20 protein-coding genes are annotated in these 20,909 nt (G+C 27.6%); 10 read left to right on the forward strand and 10 right to left on the reverse strand.

Annotated elements, in window-relative coordinates:
• Positions 1-20: 20 nt before the first annotated feature.
• From V7R38_RS09835 to V7R38_RS09860, 6 genes are all read left to right on the forward strand, one after another.
• Complete coding sequence (locus tag V7R38_RS09835; protein WP_334058014.1) at positions 21-833, forward strand: RDD family protein; 813 nt, start codon at positions 21-23, stop codon at positions 831-833.
• A 324-nt stretch (positions 834-1,157) separates the two neighbouring features.
• A complete protein-coding gene (locus tag V7R38_RS09840; RefSeq protein ID WP_334058016.1) occupies positions 1,158-2,912 on the forward strand; it encodes an RNA-directed DNA polymerase in 1,755 nt (584 codons plus the stop codon).
• Between the two features lie 176 nt (positions 2,913-3,088).
• Positions 3,089-4,882, forward strand: coding sequence for a GmrSD restriction endonuclease domain-containing protein (locus V7R38_RS09845; RefSeq protein WP_334058018.1), 1,794 nt, complete (start codon positions 3,089-3,091; stop codon positions 4,880-4,882).
• Between the two features lie 189 nt (positions 4,883-5,071).
• Positions 5,072-5,965, forward strand: a complete 894-nt coding sequence (locus V7R38_RS09850; RefSeq protein ID WP_334058020.1) for a type II restriction endonuclease — start codon at positions 5,072-5,074, stop codon at positions 5,963-5,965.
• Positions 5,958-6,953, forward strand: coding sequence for a DNA cytosine methyltransferase (locus V7R38_RS09855; protein WP_334058022.1), 996 nt, complete (start codon positions 5,958-5,960; stop codon positions 6,951-6,953). The genes V7R38_RS09850 and V7R38_RS09855 overlap by 8 nt, the downstream gene beginning before the upstream one ends.
• Entirely contained in the window at positions 6,907-7,869 is a 963-nt protein-coding gene (locus V7R38_RS09860; RefSeq protein ID WP_334058024.1) for a hypothetical protein, read from the forward strand. Before V7R38_RS09855 ends, V7R38_RS09860 begins: the two co-directional genes overlap by 47 nt.
• Before the next feature lie 835 nt (positions 7,870-8,704).
• Here the strand turns inward: V7R38_RS09860 and V7R38_RS09865 are convergent.
• On the reverse strand, positions 8,705-9,280 hold the full coding sequence (locus tag V7R38_RS09865; protein WP_334058025.1) for a hypothetical protein: 576 nt from the start codon (positions 9,278-9,280) through the stop codon (positions 8,705-8,707).
• Positions 9,281-9,570: 290 nt separating this feature from the next.
• Here V7R38_RS09865 and V7R38_RS09870 point away from each other — a divergent pair, with 290 nt between their 5' ends.
• The 3 genes from V7R38_RS09870 to V7R38_RS09880 all read left to right on the forward strand — a co-directional run bounded on the left by V7R38_RS09870 (position 9,571) and on the right by V7R38_RS09880 (position 12,088).
• Positions 9,571-9,915 carry a lipocalin family protein gene (locus tag V7R38_RS09870; protein ID WP_334058026.1) on the forward strand — a complete coding sequence of 115 codons (345 nt, stop codon included), beginning with the start codon at positions 9,571-9,573 and terminating at the stop codon, positions 9,913-9,915.
• An 87-nt stretch (positions 9,916-10,002) separates the two neighbouring features.
• A complete protein-coding gene (gene arsB, locus V7R38_RS09875) occupies positions 10,003-11,043 on the forward strand; it encodes an ACR3 family arsenite efflux transporter (protein ID WP_015480200.1) in 1,041 nt (346 codons plus the stop codon).
• Positions 11,044-11,233: 190 nt separating this feature from the next.
• The gene (locus V7R38_RS09880) at positions 11,234-12,088 is read left to right on the forward strand and encodes a hypothetical protein (protein ID WP_334058027.1); all 855 of its coding nucleotides are present in this window, start codon (positions 11,234-11,236) and stop codon (positions 12,086-12,088) included.
• A gap of 109 nt (positions 12,089-12,197) precedes the next feature.
• Here the strand turns inward: V7R38_RS09880 and V7R38_RS09885 are convergent, their stop codons facing one another.
• Together V7R38_RS09885 and V7R38_RS09890 are read right to left on the reverse strand one after the other, a co-directional pair.
• Positions 12,198-14,081, reverse strand: a complete 1,884-nt coding sequence (locus V7R38_RS09885; protein ID WP_334058028.1) for a monovalent cation:proton antiporter-2 (CPA2) family protein — start codon at positions 14,079-14,081, stop codon at positions 12,198-12,200.
• Between the two features lie 6 nt (positions 14,082-14,087).
• Complete coding sequence (locus V7R38_RS09890; protein WP_334058029.1) at positions 14,088-14,681, reverse strand: NAD(P)H-dependent oxidoreductase; 594 nt, start codon at positions 14,679-14,681, stop codon at positions 14,088-14,090.
• Between the two features lie 164 nt (positions 14,682-14,845).
• Here V7R38_RS09890 and V7R38_RS09895 point away from each other — a divergent pair, with 164 nt between their 5' ends.
• The gene (locus tag V7R38_RS09895; protein WP_334058030.1) at positions 14,846-15,526 is read left to right on the forward strand and encodes a type 1 glutamine amidotransferase domain-containing protein; all 681 of its coding nucleotides are present in this window, start codon (positions 14,846-14,848) and stop codon (positions 15,524-15,526) included.
• Between the two features lie 57 nt (positions 15,527-15,583).
• Here the strand turns inward: V7R38_RS09895 and V7R38_RS09900 are convergent, their stop codons facing one another.
• The 7 genes from V7R38_RS09900 to V7R38_RS09930 form a co-directional block, all read right to left on the reverse strand.
• Entirely contained in the window at positions 15,584-15,787 is a 204-nt protein-coding gene (locus tag V7R38_RS09900) for a hypothetical protein (RefSeq protein ID WP_334058031.1), read from the reverse strand.
• A 130-nt stretch (positions 15,788-15,917) separates the two neighbouring features.
• The gene (locus V7R38_RS09905) at positions 15,918-16,121 is read right to left on the reverse strand and encodes a hypothetical protein (RefSeq protein WP_334058032.1); all 204 of its coding nucleotides are present in this window, start codon (positions 16,119-16,121) and stop codon (positions 15,918-15,920) included.
• A gap of 181 nt (positions 16,122-16,302) precedes the next feature.
• Positions 16,303-16,506: a hypothetical protein gene (locus V7R38_RS09910; RefSeq protein WP_015480194.1), complete on the reverse strand. Its 204-nt coding sequence runs from the start codon at positions 16,504-16,506 to the stop codon at positions 16,303-16,305.
• A gap of 137 nt (positions 16,507-16,643) precedes the next feature.
• Entirely contained in the window at positions 16,644-17,153 is a 510-nt protein-coding gene (locus tag V7R38_RS09915) for a redoxin domain-containing protein (protein WP_334058033.1), read from the reverse strand.
• Positions 17,154-17,163: 10 nt separating this feature from the next.
• Positions 17,164-18,270 (reverse strand): alkene reductase, encoded by a 1,107-nt coding sequence (locus tag V7R38_RS09920; RefSeq protein WP_334058034.1) that lies wholly within the window; start codon positions 18,268-18,270, stop codon positions 17,164-17,166.
• 39 nt (positions 18,271-18,309) lie between these two features.
• Complete coding sequence (gene hpf, locus V7R38_RS09925) at positions 18,310-18,612, reverse strand: ribosome hibernation-promoting factor, HPF/YfiA family (protein ID WP_015480191.1); 303 nt, start codon at positions 18,610-18,612, stop codon at positions 18,310-18,312.
• Positions 18,613-18,829: 217 nt separating this feature from the next.
• The gene (locus V7R38_RS09930) at positions 18,830-20,728 is read right to left on the reverse strand and encodes a T9SS type A sorting domain-containing protein (RefSeq protein WP_334058035.1); all 1,899 of its coding nucleotides are present in this window, start codon (positions 20,726-20,728) and stop codon (positions 18,830-18,832) included.
• Positions 20,729-20,909 lie beyond the last annotated feature (181 nt).

The following is a 20,909-nucleotide window of genomic DNA, read 5'->3' on the forward strand; positions in this document are numbered from 1 at the left end:
AGAGCGAATTTAATCATTGCATGAAAACACTCCAAATAAAAACTGCACAAAATGTAAATATAAAATTTACTTTGGCTGGTGTATTTCAAAGACTTTTAGCGTTTATTATAGACAATATTATAAAGTTTACTTATCTATATTTAATCTTTGAATTTTTTGAATTTTCTTCTCTTGAAAATGCTTTAAATGGCGATAGTTGGGACATCAAAGCCATAGAAGCCTTAGTATTGATACCTATAACTTTCTATTCTTTGTATTCAGAAATTTTATTGAATGGTCAAACATTGGGTAAAAAGTTATTGCACTTAAAAGTAATTAATATTGAAGGGTATAAGCCAACAACAACCGATTTTATTATTAGATGGTTTTTAAGAGTTATCGATTTTAATATATTTAGTTTATTGTTTGTTTATGTGGCTTCCTTAGGATTAACAGATGAATATATTTTGCTCGTTTTACTTTTTATATTTGGAAAATTAGTTGGCTTTTTTTTAATCTTATTCACAAATAAAAGCCAACGTTTTGGAGATATTATTGCAAATACCATTGTTATTTATTTAAAGGATGAAGTAAAATTCTCACAAACCATTTTGCAGGAAATAAAAGACACGTATAAACCTACATATCCAAGTGTTGTTAAATTATCTGATAATGACGTACGAATCATAAAAGAAACCTTTGAGAGTTCTGCAAAGTTTGATGATTATTCGACTTTGATAAAACTTAGATCGAAAATCTTGGAGGTAACTCAAATTCAATCTCTTCACAAAAGTGACAAAGAGTTTATAAGCACTGTTTTAAAAGATTATAATTATTATACACAGAATATGTAGGATATAGGTTTTATTGTTTTCTATTTTACATAATATAAATTATAGCACAGTTGTACGCAAACATACAAAATATATTTATATCCATATTTTTTGTTAAATAAATTTTCTGTCAATTAAATTTTATTAGTTTTATAAAAAATTGCAACAGAATAATCTTTGAATGAAATACCCCACCTTCTTACCAAGAATATTCTTTTTATAATATTTTACTGTATGTACAAAAAATTAGTTGTACCTGATTGTTCAATTATACAAACATTTAATGATTTTTATTATTGTAAAATTAAGTTGAGTACAATTAGTAAAAAACAAAAAGACCATTAAATGAATTTAAAAAAAATATTAGAAAAAGGTTACTTCCCTAAGGAGCTTCCTCCTCCATTTGAAACTAAATCTTTTGCTAAAAAACACAATTTCGTCAAAAAAAGGTGGGAAAAACTTATAATTGAAGTACAAAAACCAAAGAAAGGAGAAAGTAAAAATAAAGCTAAAAAAAGGTATGACGATCAATATGGAAAATATTTAAGTTCACAACTTGCAATTTTTAGTTTGCCCAAAGGAATATATTCAAGACGAAAACTTTCTTTACCAAATCCAAAGCAATATTTAGAACTATCAAATGCTATAATTAAAAATTGGAGCTTATTACGAAGAACTTATAAAAAAAGCGAGTATTCGGAAAGCACACCAATTGAGTCAGGTTCAAATAAAAGATCAGTTAGAACAAAAAGCTCTTCTTGGAGTAATTTTAAATTTCAATTAATTGAAAAATCATTTGATAAAAAAATAGAATTAAGACTAGATATTTCTCAATTTTATCCAACTATTTATACTCATTCAATCCCTTGGGCAATTTTAGGGAAAGAAAAGGCAAAAAAAATTTTTAAAATTTATGCAACTAACAAGTTAGAATGGAAAAATCTTTTAGCTCAAAATGATACAGATGCGATGGAATATAGATCAGCTGATTTCATAGATAGTTTGGTTCGAAACTGTAATGACCGACAAAGTATTGGTTTAAGTATTGGACCCGATACATCATTTATTTTAGCTGAAGTTATAGGTAACAGAATTGATTTTGAAATAAAAAAAAGATTAAAATTCATTGATCATTCTGGAACTAGATATTATGACGATTACTACTTTTATTTCAATACTAGAAATGATGCGGAAAATGCTTTAAAAATAATACAACAAGTACTGTATGAATTTCAATTAGAAACTAATGAAAGTAAAGTTAGCATTAATAGCCTTCCCTTTCAGTATATTGAATCTTGGTCAGACAGTTTTGATAGATATAAATTTGACAAATTTGATAAATTTGAAATAAGGAATTTCTTTAATCTTTTACACCAATCAATTAATTCAAACAAAAATAATTCAGCTTGGATAATCCATTATGCTTTAAAAAGATTTAAAACTGGAGAAATAGAAGTTAAAATAAATGAGTGGGAAATTTTCCTTTCATTTTTACTGCAAACACTAATTATTGATACTAGTGTAATCTCTTTGATATTTGAAATTATTTTGATTTACGAAGTGTACATTGATAATAAAGGAAAACTAAAAATTAAAAATGTATTAAAGAAAATAATAGAAGAACATATAATTTTGAATCATTCCTTTGAGGTGTCTTGGTCTTTATGGTTTTTTATTACATTTAAAATAAGGTGTGATAAAAAGATTTTGGAAGAAATTTTAGAAAGTAAAGACTCTATTTCTAAAATTTTATGTCTCGATATAATCAATAAGAAATTATATAGTGGTAGAAAACCCAATTTAAAATCCATAAAAGAACAACTTAAAAGCACAAGTAGTTTTGGAGAAAATTGGTTACTATTATATGAGACTATAAAAAAGAATTGGCTTGAATTTGATGATGACAAAGCTATTTTAAATAATGATTTTTTTGACATACTAAAAGATCTTAAGATTTCTTTTTATAATTCAGAAAATCAAATCATACCTAAGGCAAAAGTTGAATTAAATATTGGAACATTTTTTGCAATTGAATATAAATTAATAAAAACTGAACCAGAAGAGGAAATATATGAAGATGAAGATGATTCTTGGTATTAAAGATTTTTAGATAAAACTAGATATAATTTAATAGTAATCCATGGCATATTTTATAAAATTCTCAAGATTTTTAAAAAATTTTTGATGATAAATTTAAAGAATTTATATGCAAATACGTTAAATACAGTTAAATACAGTTAAATATATGTACATAATAAAAAAATATAATTAAAAGCATGAGTAGTTCAAGACCGACAAAATCTATTGAGGAGTTAATTACAATGTATGACAATGGAAAATTACTTCTTCCAGAATTTCAAAGAGACTTTAAGTGGCCCTTAGAAAAATCCGAAACGTTATTTGATTCTATTTTTAAGGATCTATTCATTGGTTCTTTAATCCTATCTAAACCTCAATTCGATTTAGCTTGTAAAAAATTGGATTTAAGAGAAAGAGGATCAAAAAAAAGAAGACCAATTCCTAAAAAGTATACTGAACAGCAATTTGAAATCGATGATATTTATACAATTTTGGATGGACAACAAAGGGCTACCTCGATATACAGAACACTTAAAGGACCTGATGTCGTAAATTTATTATTTAAAGATGTAAACACTTTATTGTCTGATGAATTTTATGACTATGAAAATAAAAGAATTAAAGTCAGTTATGACGAATATGTTGATGGTTTTGATTCTAGTAAACCTGATGAAAAGACTTTATTTATTAGTTTAAAAGATTTATATCAAGCTAGAAACGATAGAGAAACTCCTTTTTTAGACGAATATATAAATCCAATTCTTGATACTTTTTCTTTGGATAATGAAAAAAAAGAAATACTTCGAGATTTTGCTATACAATTAAAATCAGATTTTAATTCTTCAATTCTAAAGCAAAAAACTTTGATTTCAGTTCAATTACTTGATATGAGTATAGAAAAATTCTGTTTGTACTTTGAGAGAAGTAATTCACAGGGTTTAACACTATCATTTACAGATATTATTACGGCAAAAGTTTACACAGAATTCAACCTAAGAAGTGAAATTGACAAAGCAGTAAAAACGTACACTTATTTCAATGAAAAATTGGTAGATTCTTCAGTAAGATACATTAACTATGTTGCTAACGATGCCGTTACTAAAAAATCTATATTGAAGGATTTAAATGGTACGCATTTTAATAAATACTGGAGCAATACTGTAAAAGATTTGTCTACAATTCAAGGTTGGTTAATTGATAATAATTGGTTATTTAATGTTGAACAAATACCATATAGATCAATGCTATTACCTATTTTATCATTTTATCAGAATTTAAAACACAAAGAATTTTCACAAGCAAGTCAAAAACAATTAGATCTACTTAAATTTTGGTTTTATGGTTCAATTTTAGATACGAGATATGGGGGTGCTAGGCATGGTTCAACAAATGTTGTAATAAAGGAAGATTGTGACGTTATGAAAAATTTAGCACAAAACAAATTCCCAGCAAATTCTTATTGGCAAAAAATTAGGATTGATTATTCATTTGATGAATTAAAAAAGATTGATAGTAAATCAAATGCAAAATTTATGGCTCTAAACTATTATATGTATAATAAAACACCATTTAAGAACCTAAATAATTTTGCAGACGTTAGTTTTACTGAAAAAGTTGATGTTCATCATATTTTTCCATCAGATTATTTAGAATCTGAATTTGGAAAAGATTCAGCAGAATTTGATTTTTCCGATTCGATTTTAAATAAAGTTAGAATTAACAAAATTGAGAATATCAAAATTAGTAACAAACCTCCAAAAACATACTTAGGAGAATTGAAAGGTAAAAATAAAAAGGTTAAACAATCTTTGAATACTCATTACATGGGAGATACTAAAAAGCTAATTGATGGTGATTATGATTTAGACTATTTTGGATTTTTGAAGAACAGATTTGATGCTATTGAACCGTTATTATTAGAATTGAAAAATGCAAGTGAAAAATTAAGTTCTGGGATTTCAGATAATTTATGGAAAAATAATAAATTATAAATCGATTTATAATTTATTGCTATTTTATCCCTAATTTAAAAATTTCCTTACAACTCTTATTGTCTTAAAAACTAAATAAGTTTCTTAAAACAATATAAATTGTAATTCATAGCATTTAACTGAATTACTTAAAATATATACACAAATAAAAATTAATTAACTTTGTAATTAATCTAACTTAATAATAAATTGAATAGCAAAACGAACATTCCAATTATAATTGAAATACCTACCAACGAACAAAAAGAATTAGATAAATTAATTAAAACTTATAGAAAAAAATATATAAGAAATTCTCAAGAAATAGTTGAAAAAGTATTCACTGAAAATCAATTATTTTTTGCTAAAATCATTGGTGGAGAAGTTAGTAAATCTATAGCTGATTTAAGGGAAATTGTTTGGACTGAATATCTTAAAGATGAAGTGACATTCAATATTATTTTAATGCAAGATTTATATAAAATCTTAAAAACTCCTAAACAAATTTTGGATACATTGTTAAACCAAAATATAACAGAATTAGAAGGCAAAGCATTACAAGAAGAAGTTATTAAAATTTGTGGAGAATATGCTGGAAGAGTATATCCCTATATTTATAAAATAGCATTAAGTAATACAAATTCAAGACGTTCTAGGGCAGGTAAAACTTTTGAATCTATTATTTATAAAGTATATGAATGTCTAAATTATGATTTTGATTCACAAGGTAAAGTTGGTAGAAAAACATTTACTGAACTTGGTTTAGGGAAAAAGGTAGATTCTATTTTACCTAGTGTAAAAGCATATGAAAAAAGAAGAAATAAAACTATTGTTGGCACAATGAAAACTTCATTACGTGAACGATGGCAAGAAGTTGCAGAAGAAATAGAACGCACCAAAATTCCTGAAATTCATTTGTTGACTGCCGATGAAGATATTTCTTCCAGCAAAGCACAAGAAATGAGCAATCACAATATAATAGTTGTCGCATATGACTGGATAGCTAATTCTGATAAACTCATATCAATGAAAAATATAATAAGTTTTGAAGATTATCTATTCGAAGAAATACCTTCAATTTTAAAATTTTGGGGAAATGAATAATTATAAAAAGAAAAATAATATAAAAATAGTGGACCTCTTTGCTGGTATTGGGGGAATTAGACTTGGATTTGAAAATGCATCAAAAAATAAAATAGAATGCGTTTTTACAAGTGAATGGAATAAATACTCAAAAGAAACATATCAAGCTAATTTTAATAATGAAGAAGTTTTTGGTGATATTACAGAAATAGATGAAGATAACGTGCCAAATCATGATATTTTATTAGCAGGATTTCCTTGTCAACCATTTTCACAAGCAGGTTTAAAAAAAGGTTTTTCAGATACAAGAGGAACTTTATTTTTTGACATTGAAAGAATATTAATACATAGAAAACCACAAGCATTTTTATTAGAAAATGTTAAGCAATTAAGAGGACATGACAAAGGAAGAACTTTAAAAACTATAATATCACATTTAAAAAAAATTGGCTATGTTAATGTTCAATACGAAGTTTTAAGAGCTAGAGATTTTGGTCTTCCCCAAAATCGAGAAAGAATTTATATTGTTGGATTTTTAGACGAAAAAATTAATTTTAAATTTCCAAAGCCTAGTTATGAAGTAACAAGAGTTGGAGATATTTTGGAAAAATCTGTAGAGGAAAAATACACAATTTCTGATAAACTTTGGGCTGGGCATCAACGAAGAAAACGAGAAAATAAACTGAAAGGTAAAGGTTTTGGATATGGAATAGTTAATGAAAACTCTGAATATACAAATACACTTTCCGCGAGATATTATAAAGATGGTAGTGAGGTATTGATTCAACAAAAAGATAAAAACCCAAGAAAATTAACTCCTAGAGAATGTGCTAGATTGCAGGGGTTCCCAGATAATTTCAAAATCCCAGTTTCTAACACTCAAGCATATCGTCAATTTGGAAATAGTGTGCCTGTGAAAGTTGTGGAAAAAATTGCTGAACAGATGATTAAACATATCAAAGTTGAAAAAAACAATAATAAATTATATATTCAAGCTACTTCAAGCTAATTTATTTGCGACAAATTTTAATATATATAATCGTGCGTTTAGAAATAGAATAATTGGTTATCGTTCAGAATTAGAATTTAAAAGTAAATTTAATACAGAAACTTTATTATTAGATGGTGGCTATATTTTACCTGTAAAAAGCAAATCTAATACTTTAGATAATCCTATTTACTTTACTATATCTTCAAACATTATTGATAATAATTATTTAGAATTATACGAGTTATTATCTCAAGACATTTTCAAATCATTATTCTTTATCCAATTTAATAATTATGAAATAAAAAATTGGGAGAGTACAGTGATAGAAAATGAAATTTTCCCTATTCCTCCTGTAAAAATATATAAGTATATTAATGGGGAAATAAAACTATTTTCGAAGGAAATAGAAAGTTTTACCTCTATATATGTTGATAAAACGCCTACAAAAGTTAATTTCAAAATAGAAAAAAACACTTTAAAAGAATGTTATGAAATGTTGAAGGATTTTGATATTAAAATGTTACTAGATATTTATGTTGAAAGACTAATTTTTGACGGTTTTTTGGGCTTTTCTAAGTATAGAGGTATAGCGTCCGATATAGATTCAATAAGCAAGAAAAATGGAAAATTTAACTTTTTAGAAATTAAAGAAAAAGACTTAAGTAAGAGAAATCCCGGATTTGGTATGGACACAAGAAGATTAGAAAATATTAAAAAATTAAAAAAAACTTATCCCATTAATTATTATTATGTTGTAAAACAAGTTAATAATCAATATGAAAGAAAATTTAAATCTTGGTATTATATTGAAATTACAGATTTTATTAAGAAAACATTAGGTAATAAAAAAATAGAGGGAGGTGCAGGAATGTCAAATTTAGGTAAGAACCCAACTTTGATCTGTAATCAGGAATATTTTAAAAAAATAAAGTAAAATAAATTTCAATTTAGTCATTAATGGTAATTGTAAATATGTCTTTAAAACATTTTATTAGTAAACATTTTATTAATAATTCAAACTGGTTTTATTCTAAAATTACAATAATATTCTTTATTATAATTTGATAATTTAAATGTCAATTTTGAAGTAAATTAAAATCTATTCTGAATACTTTTTAAAAACAAAACAAAACGTTAACTATTTGATTTACAAGTAATTATACAACTAGTTGACTTTCAGTGTTTTATGTTAATTTTAACAAATATTTAACAGTTTTAGTCTTCTCACTGATTTACAGTGTTTTATCCAAAAAAAAGTTGCGTTATCGGAACTTGGCAAGGTGTGTTACTATAGACACCTTGCACCAAGTCCTTTTTAACACTTTTTTTTTACTTCTTTTTTTCTTACAAAATTGAGGGTATTCTTATCAGCGTAAAAATGATTTTAGAAAGCAAAGCAAAGAACAATTTTTTCAAAAAGAAATGTAATAAAACTAACAAAAAACTAGAAATAGTTTTTTTTGTTTTATTGAATTTCAAGAATTGAAAAATTATTCCATGTACTCGCTTTAAAAAATCATTCCACTACGTGGCACTCTTCTGAAATTGAAAAAAGAAGAAATTATAAATTTCTATTTTTTCTATTTTCCTCATACGACCAAAAAAAAGTTAAAAAAATTAAAAAAAAACTATAATCTCTGGGAGAATTAAATTTTAAGGGGCTAAATAGAGGTTTTAAGAGGCTATATGCTATTTCAACTACAATTGTGTAGTGTAAATAAAAAAAGACGCTTAAAAGCGCCTTTTTGTTGTTTTATCTAAAATGATAATTATGCTATTCTCAAGTAATTTTCTGATTGATTTATTGTTTTTGTTTTCTCTACTTTACCTAATGACAATAAATTTTTATCAACATCGAATAAAACGTTAATATCATTTTTCAAATATTTAATATGTTTAATTTCAGTTTTAATTTGAGTCAGTAATGTTTGATTACGACTATTTTTGCCTAAAAGCTTTTTATAAAAGTCAAATTGTTCTTCTAAAATGAAATGTATATTATTTATTTCTCTACCTATGGAAGTTACATGGTCAGAATTATATAATCTCCAATAACGCTGCATAACAAAATCTAAATCTTCTCTCATTTGCCTTTGTTTTGGAAAATCAACATTTAAAGAAAGTAAAGTATTGTATGTGTATAATTTTGGAACGTTTAAAATTAATTCCTGGGTTAGCGTATTTAAATTATTTTCAAAGGTTACCAACCATTTTTTAGCTTTTACCTTATTGGAAAAAACAAACTGCTTCTCTCCCATTTCAAGGAAAAGGAAATAAGGTCTTTTGATATTTCCACCAAAAGAACTACGCTTATCTTTTATATGTAGTTTAATTTTTTTTCGCACAGTATACACTAACTGTGCGCAAGATAATATCAGAAAAAGGGCATGTTTAAAAATGCGTAATTTTTTTCTGCCAGCTTTTAACTTTTTTTTCTAAACCCTCGTAAACATTGAAATTTTAGTTAACGATATTATAAATTATAGAACAAAAGGGTGTAAAGTATTTCCATTCTATTTAATATTATTCCCCTAGTAAATTGTAAACACGACTTTACGAGATAACAATTTATTTATCATGCTTAAGTATCAAGAATTTATATTTTATATATATTGTAAAGCTAAAAACAGAATTTATGAAGAATATAAACAAACTTTTATTTGTGATGCTATTATTAGTATTGGCCTGTCAATCAACTAGTATTAAAAATGAAGATGTTTTAGGTGCTTGGATAGATCTGTCTGATGCCAAGCTAAATTTTACCTTATTAGAAAATGGCGTTGCACGATCAGACAATATGGAAACACTTCTTTATCAAAATTGGGAATTAAAAGGTGATTCACTAATTCTTACCATGAAAAGTATTGGAAATGGAATGTCATCTATTGATAAAATGGCTTATAAAATTGAAATGCCTAACTCTAATAAGATAATACTATTTACAGAATACGGCTCTAATGAGTATTTAAAAAAAGAATAAAATTTGAATAAATTCAATCTTTAATCGTAATATTGCAATATAGTTATTAAAGAAATAGTAATGAACCAAATATAGATTGAAAATCAAATGAAAAAATTAAGCTTTTTAGACAAGAATTTAACACTTTGGATATTTATAGCAATGGCGATAGGTGTCGCTTTGGGTTACTTTATACCCACATTTCCAGATATTATTAATTCTTTTAATAGTGGTACAACCAACATACCAATTGCCATTGGTTTAATATTAATGATGTACCCTCCTTTAGCAAAAGTAAATTACGCATTATTACCAAAAGTATTTAGAAATACTAAAATCTTATCAATCTCATTATTATTAAATTGGATTATAGGACCAGTTTTAATGTTCTTTTTGGCTATTATTTTTCTAAAAGATTACCCAGAATACATGGTTGGCCTTATTCTTATTGGTTTAGCAAGATGTATTGCTATGGTTTTAGTTTGGAATGATCTTGCTGATGGTAGTAGCGAATATGGAGCAGGTTTAGTAGCTTTAAATAGTATTTTTCAAGTATTTGCCTATAGTTTTTATGCTTGGATTTTTATAACCGTGCTTCCTCCCTACTTTGGTTTTGAAGGCGCAATTATAGATATTTCTATAGCAACAATTGCTGAGAGTGTTGCTATTTATCTAGGTTTACCATTTGTTTTAGGTATTTTAAGTAGAGTAATTTTAGTGAAGCTAAAAGGTGAAGCTTGGTATACTCAAAAATTTATTCCTACAATATCTCCATTAACCTTGATAGCGTTATTATTTACTATTATAATTATGTTTTCTTTAAAAGGAGAATTAATTGTAGAAATACCTATGGATGTTTTAATTATAGCAGTTCCATTATTAATTTACTTCACGCTAATGTTTATTATTGGATTCTTTTTTACAAAAGCAACTGGTGCAGAATATGATAAAACTGCTGCTGTAGCTTTTACTGCTGCAGGTAATAACTTTGAGCTTGCAATTGCTGTAGCTATAGCTGTATTTGGTTTAAATTCAGGTCAAGCATTTACAGGAGTAATTGGTCCTTTAGTTGAAGTACCTGCTTTAATATTACTGGTTCGAGTTTCTTTCTGGCTGCGAAAAAAATATTATAAAGCAAAACAAGCTTAATATATTAAACTCAACAACAATCTTAAAAAGTGATTTAAATTTAATTTGAATCACTTTTTTTAATTTTATAATTTGATATTATTACTCCAGGATAAATAGTTAAAAAATAATATTTAAATTAGTAGCAGTAATTTTCATAAGAAAGATTACACTTGATTTAAATAATAACCTAAATTTAAAATAATTGATAATGATTAAAGCTAAAAACACAAATTTACTCTTAGCCCTAGTTTGTTTTTTATTCACAAACATTGCACTAGCCCAAAGTGACATCATCCTAAAAACGACTGGTGAAGAAATGAAAGGTAAGGTTTTAAAAATGGGAGAAAGCACGATACAATTTGTGTATGAAAATGAAACCATAGAGTATACAGTTAGAAAATCTGACATCGTAAAAATTACTTTTAGTTCTGGTAGAGTCGAATTTTTTAATAAACTAAATACAAAATCTAACAATTATAATCTAGAAGATCATCATAACAAAGTGGCAATTTTACCTTTTGGTTACTTAAAAGATCAACAAACTAGTAATGCTACCATGCAGAAAAAAATTCAACAGGAAACTTTTAGTATTTTTAAACGAAAGTCAGCTTCTTTAAAGTTTCAAGACCCTAATACAACTAATGCATTATTGGCCAAAGCTGGTATCAACAATAATAATATTGCAGGTTATACAATGGGCGAAATTGCAAATATTTTAGGTGTTGAGTATTTGGTACAAGGTATGGTTTCCATAGAAAAAACTACTGTAACTTCTTACAGTAATACAAATACAACGACCAAAAGAAACGGAAATAATAGTCTTAGAGTAGACAGACATGGACATATTATTGGAGATATTTGGAATAGTAATAAACGAAAAACAAATAGCAGCACATTTGGTACTACTCAGCAAAATTATGCTACCAATATTACTATGAATATTTATAATGATAAAGGTGAAAACATCTTTACCAAAGATCATCAATCTTTTTGGCAAACTCCTAATGCATATAAGATTACGTTAGGTTTCTTAGCAAAAAGAACTCCAATTTACAAAAGATAAATTCCTGCTAATTTTAGAATTGATAGTATAAATTAAAGTTTAAATTCTTTGATCTATGCTATCATTTTTATTTGTACCAATAGTCTTTTAAAATTAAAAGCTTATTCGTTTACTTTTTGTCTTTAAGAGCCTCTTTCATAGATTCACTATCCCAATGATTATCAAAGTCAACTACTCCCCTTTTTAAATCATCATTTAAGAATTTTTCTTGCTGTTTTAATTCTTCTTTTACTTTAAAAATATACTTTTCATCTCTTTTAGGTTCTTGAGCTAAACGTTTTAAACTTTCTTCATCATATTTCCTAAAATTTTGAAGCTGTGTATTAAGTGTGTATTTGCGATACCCCATTTTGCTTAAAACATCTCTTGCCAATAGTAAAGATGTATCTAAAGATTCTCTATACACCTTTTCATGCCCCATATTTAAAAGTTCATAAGCATCATACCTGTTTTTGGTTCTAATCATTAAATCTACATGAGGATATTTCTCTTTCACAATTTTACTAATTGCTTTTGAAACTGATAATTTATTTGTTGCACAAATTATAATTTTTGCTTCTGCAATACCTGCAGATTCTAATAAATCTATTCTTGTAGCATCACCATAATAAACTTCAAATCCCATTTTCCTTAAAAAATCTACTCTATTAGAATCTTGATCTAAAATTGTTGCTTCTACTCCATGAGACCTTAAAAATCTACCTACTGTGCTTCCAAAATGCCCAAAACCAACCAGTATTATTTTTTGCGATTTTGCAATATGATCCATAGGCCTTTTTATAGATTCTTTTGTACCAGTTTTAGGTAAAATTAATCGCTCATTAATCATTGTGATAATTGGTGTTAAAGACATAGATAGTGCAGTTATTACTAACAGCATATCCATTTGATCTTGACCTAGAATATTTAAACCAAAGGCAAAAGACAAGAGAACAAAAGCAAACTCCCCTACTTGAGCTAAACTAAAAGTCAACATTAATTTTTGATCTAATTTTAGCTTAAAAACACTTCCTGTTATAAATAAAATGAGGGCTTTTAAAAGTATTATCACAAATAACGTCCCAATAATAGTTAAGGGATTATTCGCAATTACTATAAAGTTGATAGAAGCACCAACCGCCATAAAAAACAAGCCTAAAAGTAAATTTTTAAAAGGTTCTAAAGTGCTTTCTAATTCATGCTTAAATTCACTATTAGACAAAACTACACCACCTAAAAAAGCACCTAATGCAGGACTTATACCAACAAATTCCATTAAAAAAGATATACCAAAAACAATTAAAAGAGCTGCAGCAATAAGTAATTCTCTTACACCAGTTTTAGATACTTTACGCAACATTGGTACTATTAAATAATTCCCAGCAACAACAATTAAAACTACAGATAAAATAATAGCAATAGTTTGATAAGCAACAGGTAAATCTTGAATTAAACTAAAAGATTCACTGTGAGAATTTTCTGAAGATGTTTGTTCTGAGTTGGCCAATAAAGGAATAAAACCCAACATAAAAATGACAATAATATCCTGAAAAAGTAAAATCGAAAAAGCAGAATTTCCAAAAGTGGTATCCATTAAACCTTTTTCTTTTATAGTTTGCATAGCAATTGCTGTTGAAGACAATGCTACAGCCATAGAAACCACCAGAGCTACTTTAGCATCGAAACCCAAAGCAATAAAAAGTAAATAAGCCAGAAGCATGGTTGCCCCAACTTGTAAACCTCCCATTCCTAAAATGGTTTTACGCATTTTCCAGAAGTTTTTGGGCTCAATTTCTAAACCTATAAGAAACAGCATCATTACCACTCCAAATTCTGCAAAATGCAAAATATCATCACCTTCATTACCAATAAAACCTAATACATATGGGCCAATTAAAACACCTGCCAATAAATAACCAATTACCGAACTTAACCCAAATCTTTTAGCTATGGAAACGCATAATATTGCACCTGCTAAAAACATTATGGCCTGAAAAAGTATACTCCCTGTCATTTTTGTTTAATAATTAAGTTGTGGTATTTCATTTAAAAATGCAGAATTATCAAATTCATTTAAACTTAAGCCCTCTTGCAATAAATTTAAAATTTTGCTGTATTTCTCTTTAGCAACAAGCAATTTTTCTTCTTTAATTTTGTGTGTACCCATTACTGTAAAAGGTGGATAATAAATCATACCACATAAAACCGCTGTTTGCTCAAAAGGTCTTAAAAACTGTCCAATAGTAAAACTGTTATTACCTTCTGAACAATACATTTCTTTAGAACCACCTGTTGTAATTGTATTCAAACAAATCTTACCATTTAAAGCATCTCCTTGAGGACCATAAGCCCAATTGAATTCAAGAACAAGATCTATCCATTGTTTCATTAAAGGCGGACAACTATACCAATAAAATGGATGATGCCAAATAATAATATCGTGATTTTCTAAGAGCTGTTTTTCACGATTTATATCTATATGGAAATCTGGATATTCTTCATACAAATCATGAACAGTGACATTTTCTAATCCGTTTATTTCATCAATTAAAACCTTATTCACATTCGATTTCTCAAATTTTGGATGGGCAAATAATACAAGAACTCTTTTCATAAAACGAATGTAATTAAATTTAGTTTAAAATAAGCTTTGAAGAATGCCTATCAATTAATGATTGAGGTATAAAACTTTTGAATAGCGTTCATAAATTTTTGATGTGAGTTAATCCTACTATTTAATGAGACTTAATTTTGTTAGAACTAAAAATAAACAACAAAATGAAAATATTATTTGTATTAACATCACATGATCAATTAGGTGACACAGGTAAAAAGACTGGTTTCTGGATTGAAGAATTTGCAGGTCCATATTATACTTTATTAGATAAAGGAGCAGAAATTACATTGGCTACTCCTAAAGGAGGAAAAGCGCCAATTGACCCTAGTAGTGACACTAAAGACGCAAGTACAGAAGACACAAAACGTTTTAAAAGGGATGAGAATGCTCAGCATTTAATAAATAACACGCATAAATTGGCAGAGATGAATCCTTCAGATTTTGATGCAGTATTTTATCCTGGAGGTCATGGTCCTTTATGGGATCTTGAAAATGATGCAGAATCAATTACTTTAATTGAAACCTTTTATGCGCAAAATAAACCAGTATCGTTTGTATGTCATGCACCAGCTGCTTTAAAAAATGTAAAAACACAAAATGGTGAATACTTAGTAAAAGGTAAAAATGTAACTGGTTTTACAAATTCTGAAGAAGAAGCTGTAAACTTAGTTGATGTTGTACCATTTTTGGTAGAAGATATGTTGCAAGAAAATGGTGGAATATATTCTAAAAAAGAGGATTGGGCAGAACATGCCATTCAAGATGGCTTGCTAATTACAGGTCAAAACCCTGCATCATCTAAATTAGTTGCAGAAAAATTATACGATTCGTTAAAAAAATAAAAAAACTTAAACGAATGAGAAAGGCTTGCTGATGCAGGCCTTTTTTTATGCCCAAAGTTATTGAGCTATATGATATTTAATATCATTAGAAATATAACTTTTCAAAACTCCTTTATCGTTTAAATTGTCTAAAACAGAATAAAGAGGTAATATCATATCTAAGTTTTCTACTTTATCTAGAATCTCAAAACTTGTAAGTGCTTTTTCTTGAATTGCTTTTAAAACAGAATGTTCTATAGCTGATAGGTCTTGCTTTTTCATTTTCTTTTTTGACTAATGTACAAAATTAAATGCTATTCAGCTAAAAATCAGAATTTAAAGCATAAAAAAACGTTGTTAACATACCAATTAAGATTAACAACGTTTATAAAAATTTTAATACAAAGTGTATTTAAGCTGCATAATGATACTTAAGATCTTGTTTCATATAGCTTTTAATTGCGCCTTTGTTGTTTAGTTGATCTAAAATATTATACAATGATAATATCATAGAAACATCTTCTACTTTTTTAAGAATTTCGAAACTGGTTAAATGGTTTTCTTTAACCATATTTAATACAGATTCTTCTAATCGTGATAATTCTATATTGGCCATAAGTTTTATTAATTTTCATTAAAAGTAAATTATATATAGCTTTATTTGATTATGTTTTCGATTACCTAAGAAAAAGCATAGATGAGTTGTAATCAAAGACAAACTTTAAAGCATAAAAAAACGTTGTTAACATACCAATTAAGATTAACAACGTTTTTAAAGATTTTAATACAAAGTGTATTTAAGCTGCATAATGATACTTAAGATCTTGCTTCATGTAGCTTTTAATTACACCTTTGTTGTTTAGTTGATCTAAAATATTATACAATGATAATATCATAGAAACATCTTCTACTTTTTTAAGAATTTCGAAACTGGTTAGGTGTTCTGCTTGTACTGCCTTGAGTACAGACTGCTCTTGAGCTGTCAAATTAGGGTTTAACATAAGGGGTTAAAATTTAAAAGTTATTAACAAATATAAATAAAAAAAATTAACAGAAACAAATTATTAAACCTTTAATATCAGTGATGTATAAAGATTGTTCTCTATCTCTATTAATTTTTTTTACAATTTATCTAAAATTAGGCTTCACCTCTTGCAGGGTATCCTTCTTTTAAAATATAATCTATTCCATTTAAAACATCTCTAAATTCTGGTCTTCCAAAAGGCATAGATTGTATTGATTGCCAATAAACTTTTTGATCTTTATCAATTAAAAATAAGCCTGGCTCTAAGAAAGTATCAGGTTCCTTATCACTTATTCCTTTTGAAACAAATAAGCCCCATTTTCTACCTTCTTCAATTGAGAATTCGAAACCTATTGGTAAAGATTCTAAATCCCATTCTTTATAAGCTTTCTTTGCTCTTTCTTCTGAATCTGCACTAATGGATATTAAGTTTACACCTCTCTCTGTAAAATCGTTCATTTTCTTTTTCAATTGTTCCAACTGTTTTTTACAAACTGGGCAATGCAATCCTCTATAAAATATTATCAATGTAAAGTTTTCTGGGTTTTGTTCAGACAAACTCCATTTTGTATCATTTACTAAGTTAATTTTTAATTCTGGTGCTTTTTCTCTTGGTTTAATCATAATTTATTTTTTATTTATTTTCTTCTAATTTTGGGTAATCTGTGTAACCTTCTGGTCCTGGAGTATAAAATGTATCTTGATTCCAATCTGCTAAATCTTGATTTCTGCCAAATCTTTCTACCAAATCTGGATTAGATATATATGGTTTTCCAAACGCGACTAAATCTGCATAACCTTCTTCTAACACTTTATTTGCAGACTTTTGATCAAATCCTGAGTTAATGATAATAGTACCATTGTAGATTGGTCTAAAATGTTCTGCAATATTTTGTACTGCATATTTAACGTCTGAAACATCATTGAATGGTTCTGATAAATGAACATATGCTAATTTGTAATCGTTCAACCTTTTCATAATATATTCAAATGTTGCTATGGTTTCATCATCCATCTCCATTCCAAAAATACCATGCAAAGAAGGGTTAAACCTTACTCCTATTTTCTTTTCTGGAATTGCCTCTTTTACAGCATCTAAAACTTCAAAGAAGAAACGCGCTCTATTTTCAATATTTCCTCCATACTCGTCATCTCTTACATTAGAAGATTTGTTAAAAAACTGATGAAATAAATATCCGTTTGAAGAATGTATTTCAACTCCATCAAAACCAGCCTTTATTGCATTTGAAGCTGCATTTTTAAAATCTTCTATAGTTTGATTAATATCTTCTTTACTCATTGCTTTTGGTGTAACAGTATCTTTTTCTCCTTCTGGAGTATAGACAGTTACATTAGCGTTCAAAGCAGATGGGGCTAAAGGCAAATCTCCATTATGAAAATCTGGGTGCGAAATTCGACCTACATGCCATAGCTGAATAAATATTTTACCTCCCTTAGCATGAACTCTTTCTGTTACTTTTTTCCATCCTTCAACTTGTTCTTGAGAATGAATTCCTGGTGTGTTGATATAACCTACTGCCCTTTCTGATACCTGAGAACCTTCTGTGATAATTAAACCAGCAGAGGCTCTTTGTTCATAATACAAACCATGTAAATCATTTGTAGGTACATTACCTTTATTATTTGCACGACTTCTAGTCATAGGTGCCATTACAACTCTATTAGTTAATGGTAAATCTGTTATATTATTAAAGTTCTGTAATAAAAATTCTTTTGTCATTTTAATTTATTTAAAGATTAATATTCTAATTATCTGTGATTAATAAGTAGACATTTTATCTTTTTTCTTAGTTAACTGTGTGTCTAAATCTTTTACAGATTCGTTAATAGAACTGATAAAATTATCGTGACTAGCCTCTGCAAATAAACGCGGTCCAGGAACACTTAATCTAATATTACAAATCATACCTGTATTATCTGAAGATGTGTTTTCTGTTTTAAAGAAAACATCTGCTCTCACAATCATTTGGAATTTATTATATAATTTTTCTAATTTTTCTGTGGTATATGCCTCTAATCTTTCACTACCTTCAACATCATGATATTCGAAATTAATTGTCATCTTATTTTGTTTTAAATTAATATTGATATAAAATTATTCTAAAACTGGAGTTTTGGTTTGCTTAAATGCTATTAAGATGAACTCTTTTGAACTCTTAACAGATTTTTAAGAAGATTGTAGAGCTTATAAATATTTCTGTATTTAATTTACTGTTGATAGAAACAAAAAAGGATGACCTTTAAAGATCATCCTTTTAGATTATGTTGAATTTGAATGTTTATTCTTTTATTAGCTTTAAAGTCGTTTGGCCTCTATCTGTTTTGATTTTAGCTAAATAAACTCCTTGGCTTAAGCCATTAGAATTGATAACTGTTCTATTTCCAATTTCTGTTGATACAAAAACTTTTTTGCCTAGTAAATTATATACTTCAATAGTTTCTATATTTGAATCTTGAGTACTAATTGTCCAATTAGATTTAGAAGGATTTGGATAAGCACTTACCGTAATTTGATTTATAGTTTCTGTACTTAAAGTAGAAGTATTATTTGGTTCTATAATAATGCTACCTAAAGCAGTTTCATCATCTGGATTTGCATTAAGACCTTTAATTTCAAAACCATATTGAATTACTAAACCTGCAGGCAATTCAGCTGCTGTAGCTGATATAGAAAAGTTACCACTTGCTGGTAAATCCATAACTTTACTACCATTAAATACATCAATATAACTATTACTTGGGTCTAATGCTTTAATGAAAAACTTTGCTGTATAATCAGAACTAAGTGTATTTGCGCTGATTGTTCCTTGAAAAGTTAAATCTTTCCCATTAAAAGTGTCTCCAGGTTCTACAAAACTAGACGCTTGCATGTTTTTATTCCCTTTATCACCAGCTGTTGCACCTCCATCAGAAGAATTTGTCCAATAAGCTTTATCATTATCATTACCATTTAATGCTGCTGCATATGTACTGAAATTAGGTTGCAACACTATGTTCTGTCCATCAAAAGATGACTTTAAATCTGCAAATCCCCAGAAGTCTTGAAATTCAAAACCATCACTTGTGTTTGTTACAGTCATGTAACCTATCCAAGCTGCTGCAGGATCTACTGTTACAACATTAGTATTATCATTACCATTATTAGTGTCATCTGCTTTTGCGTTAAACGTTAAATTATCGAAATAAACAATGTTATCTTGACTTCTTGCTGCAAAATCTGGAATAATTACTAATTTATTATAAGTAACTCCAATTTCTGATGTAAAATCAAAAGTTAACTCTTCCCAATCTCCATTAGTAACAGAGTTAGCTACTTTAATTTCTTTAGCAGCATTTGCTGGGCCTTCAAACTTTACACCAACATCTGAGGCTACATCTTTTTTCACCATTATTTTAACAATACTATTTGTATCATCAAAAGTAAAAGAACCAACATCGTCACTAATCACAAGAGCCCAATCATTACCAGCATCTTTTGCTGTAAACTTTGCTACTTTAGCTGAAGTATTTGCTCCATCAGTTTTAGGATTAGCTACAATTTCTAATGGAGGATTTGAATCATTTTGATCTACAGTCCAAGTGAAGTTAGCACCAAAACCATCATCTTCAAAATCAATTGGCTCTAGATTATAATTAACAGTATCTGCTGGTTGTGCATTAAAACTTAAATTATCGAAATAAACAATGTTATCTTGACTTCTTGCATCAAAATCTGGAATGATTACTAATTTGTTGTAGGTAACCCCAATTTCTGTTTTAAAATCAAAAGTTAACTCTTCCCAATCACCATTGGTAACTGAATTAGCCACTTTAATTTCTTTAAAAACACCTCCTGGCCCTTCGAATTTTACACCTACATTTGATGCAATATCTTTTCTTACCATTAGTTTTACAAGACTGTTGGTATCATCGAACGTAAAAGAACCAATATCATCACTAATTACTAGTGCCCAATCATTTCCAGCAGCTTTTGCTGTAAACTTAGCCACTTTAGCAGATGTATTTAATCCTGCTGTGTTAGGATTATCTACAATTTCTAAAGCAGGATTGGAATCATTTTGATCTACAGTCCAAGTCCAACTATCACCTTGGCCTCCAGATTCAAAATCTACAGTTCCATTCTGTGCAGAAATCACTGTAGAAGTTATTAATAAAATTAAGAATGTAATTTTTTTCATTATATAAGAATTTAGAATTAATTTTTTCCAAATTACTTTATAACTATTTATCATTAATATAATTTACATGCATAAAAAGTATACAAATACTAATTATTTTTATAATTTATTAATTAATCAACAATTACAAGGGCTTAAGAAAGTTTTATTATCAATCTAAATTTTAAAATTAAGTTAATGT

Origin of the sequence: Polaribacter sp. P097 (genome assembly GCF_036864555.1) — a bacterium.
GTDB lineage: Bacteria > Bacteroidota > Bacteroidia > Flavobacteriales > Flavobacteriaceae > Polaribacter.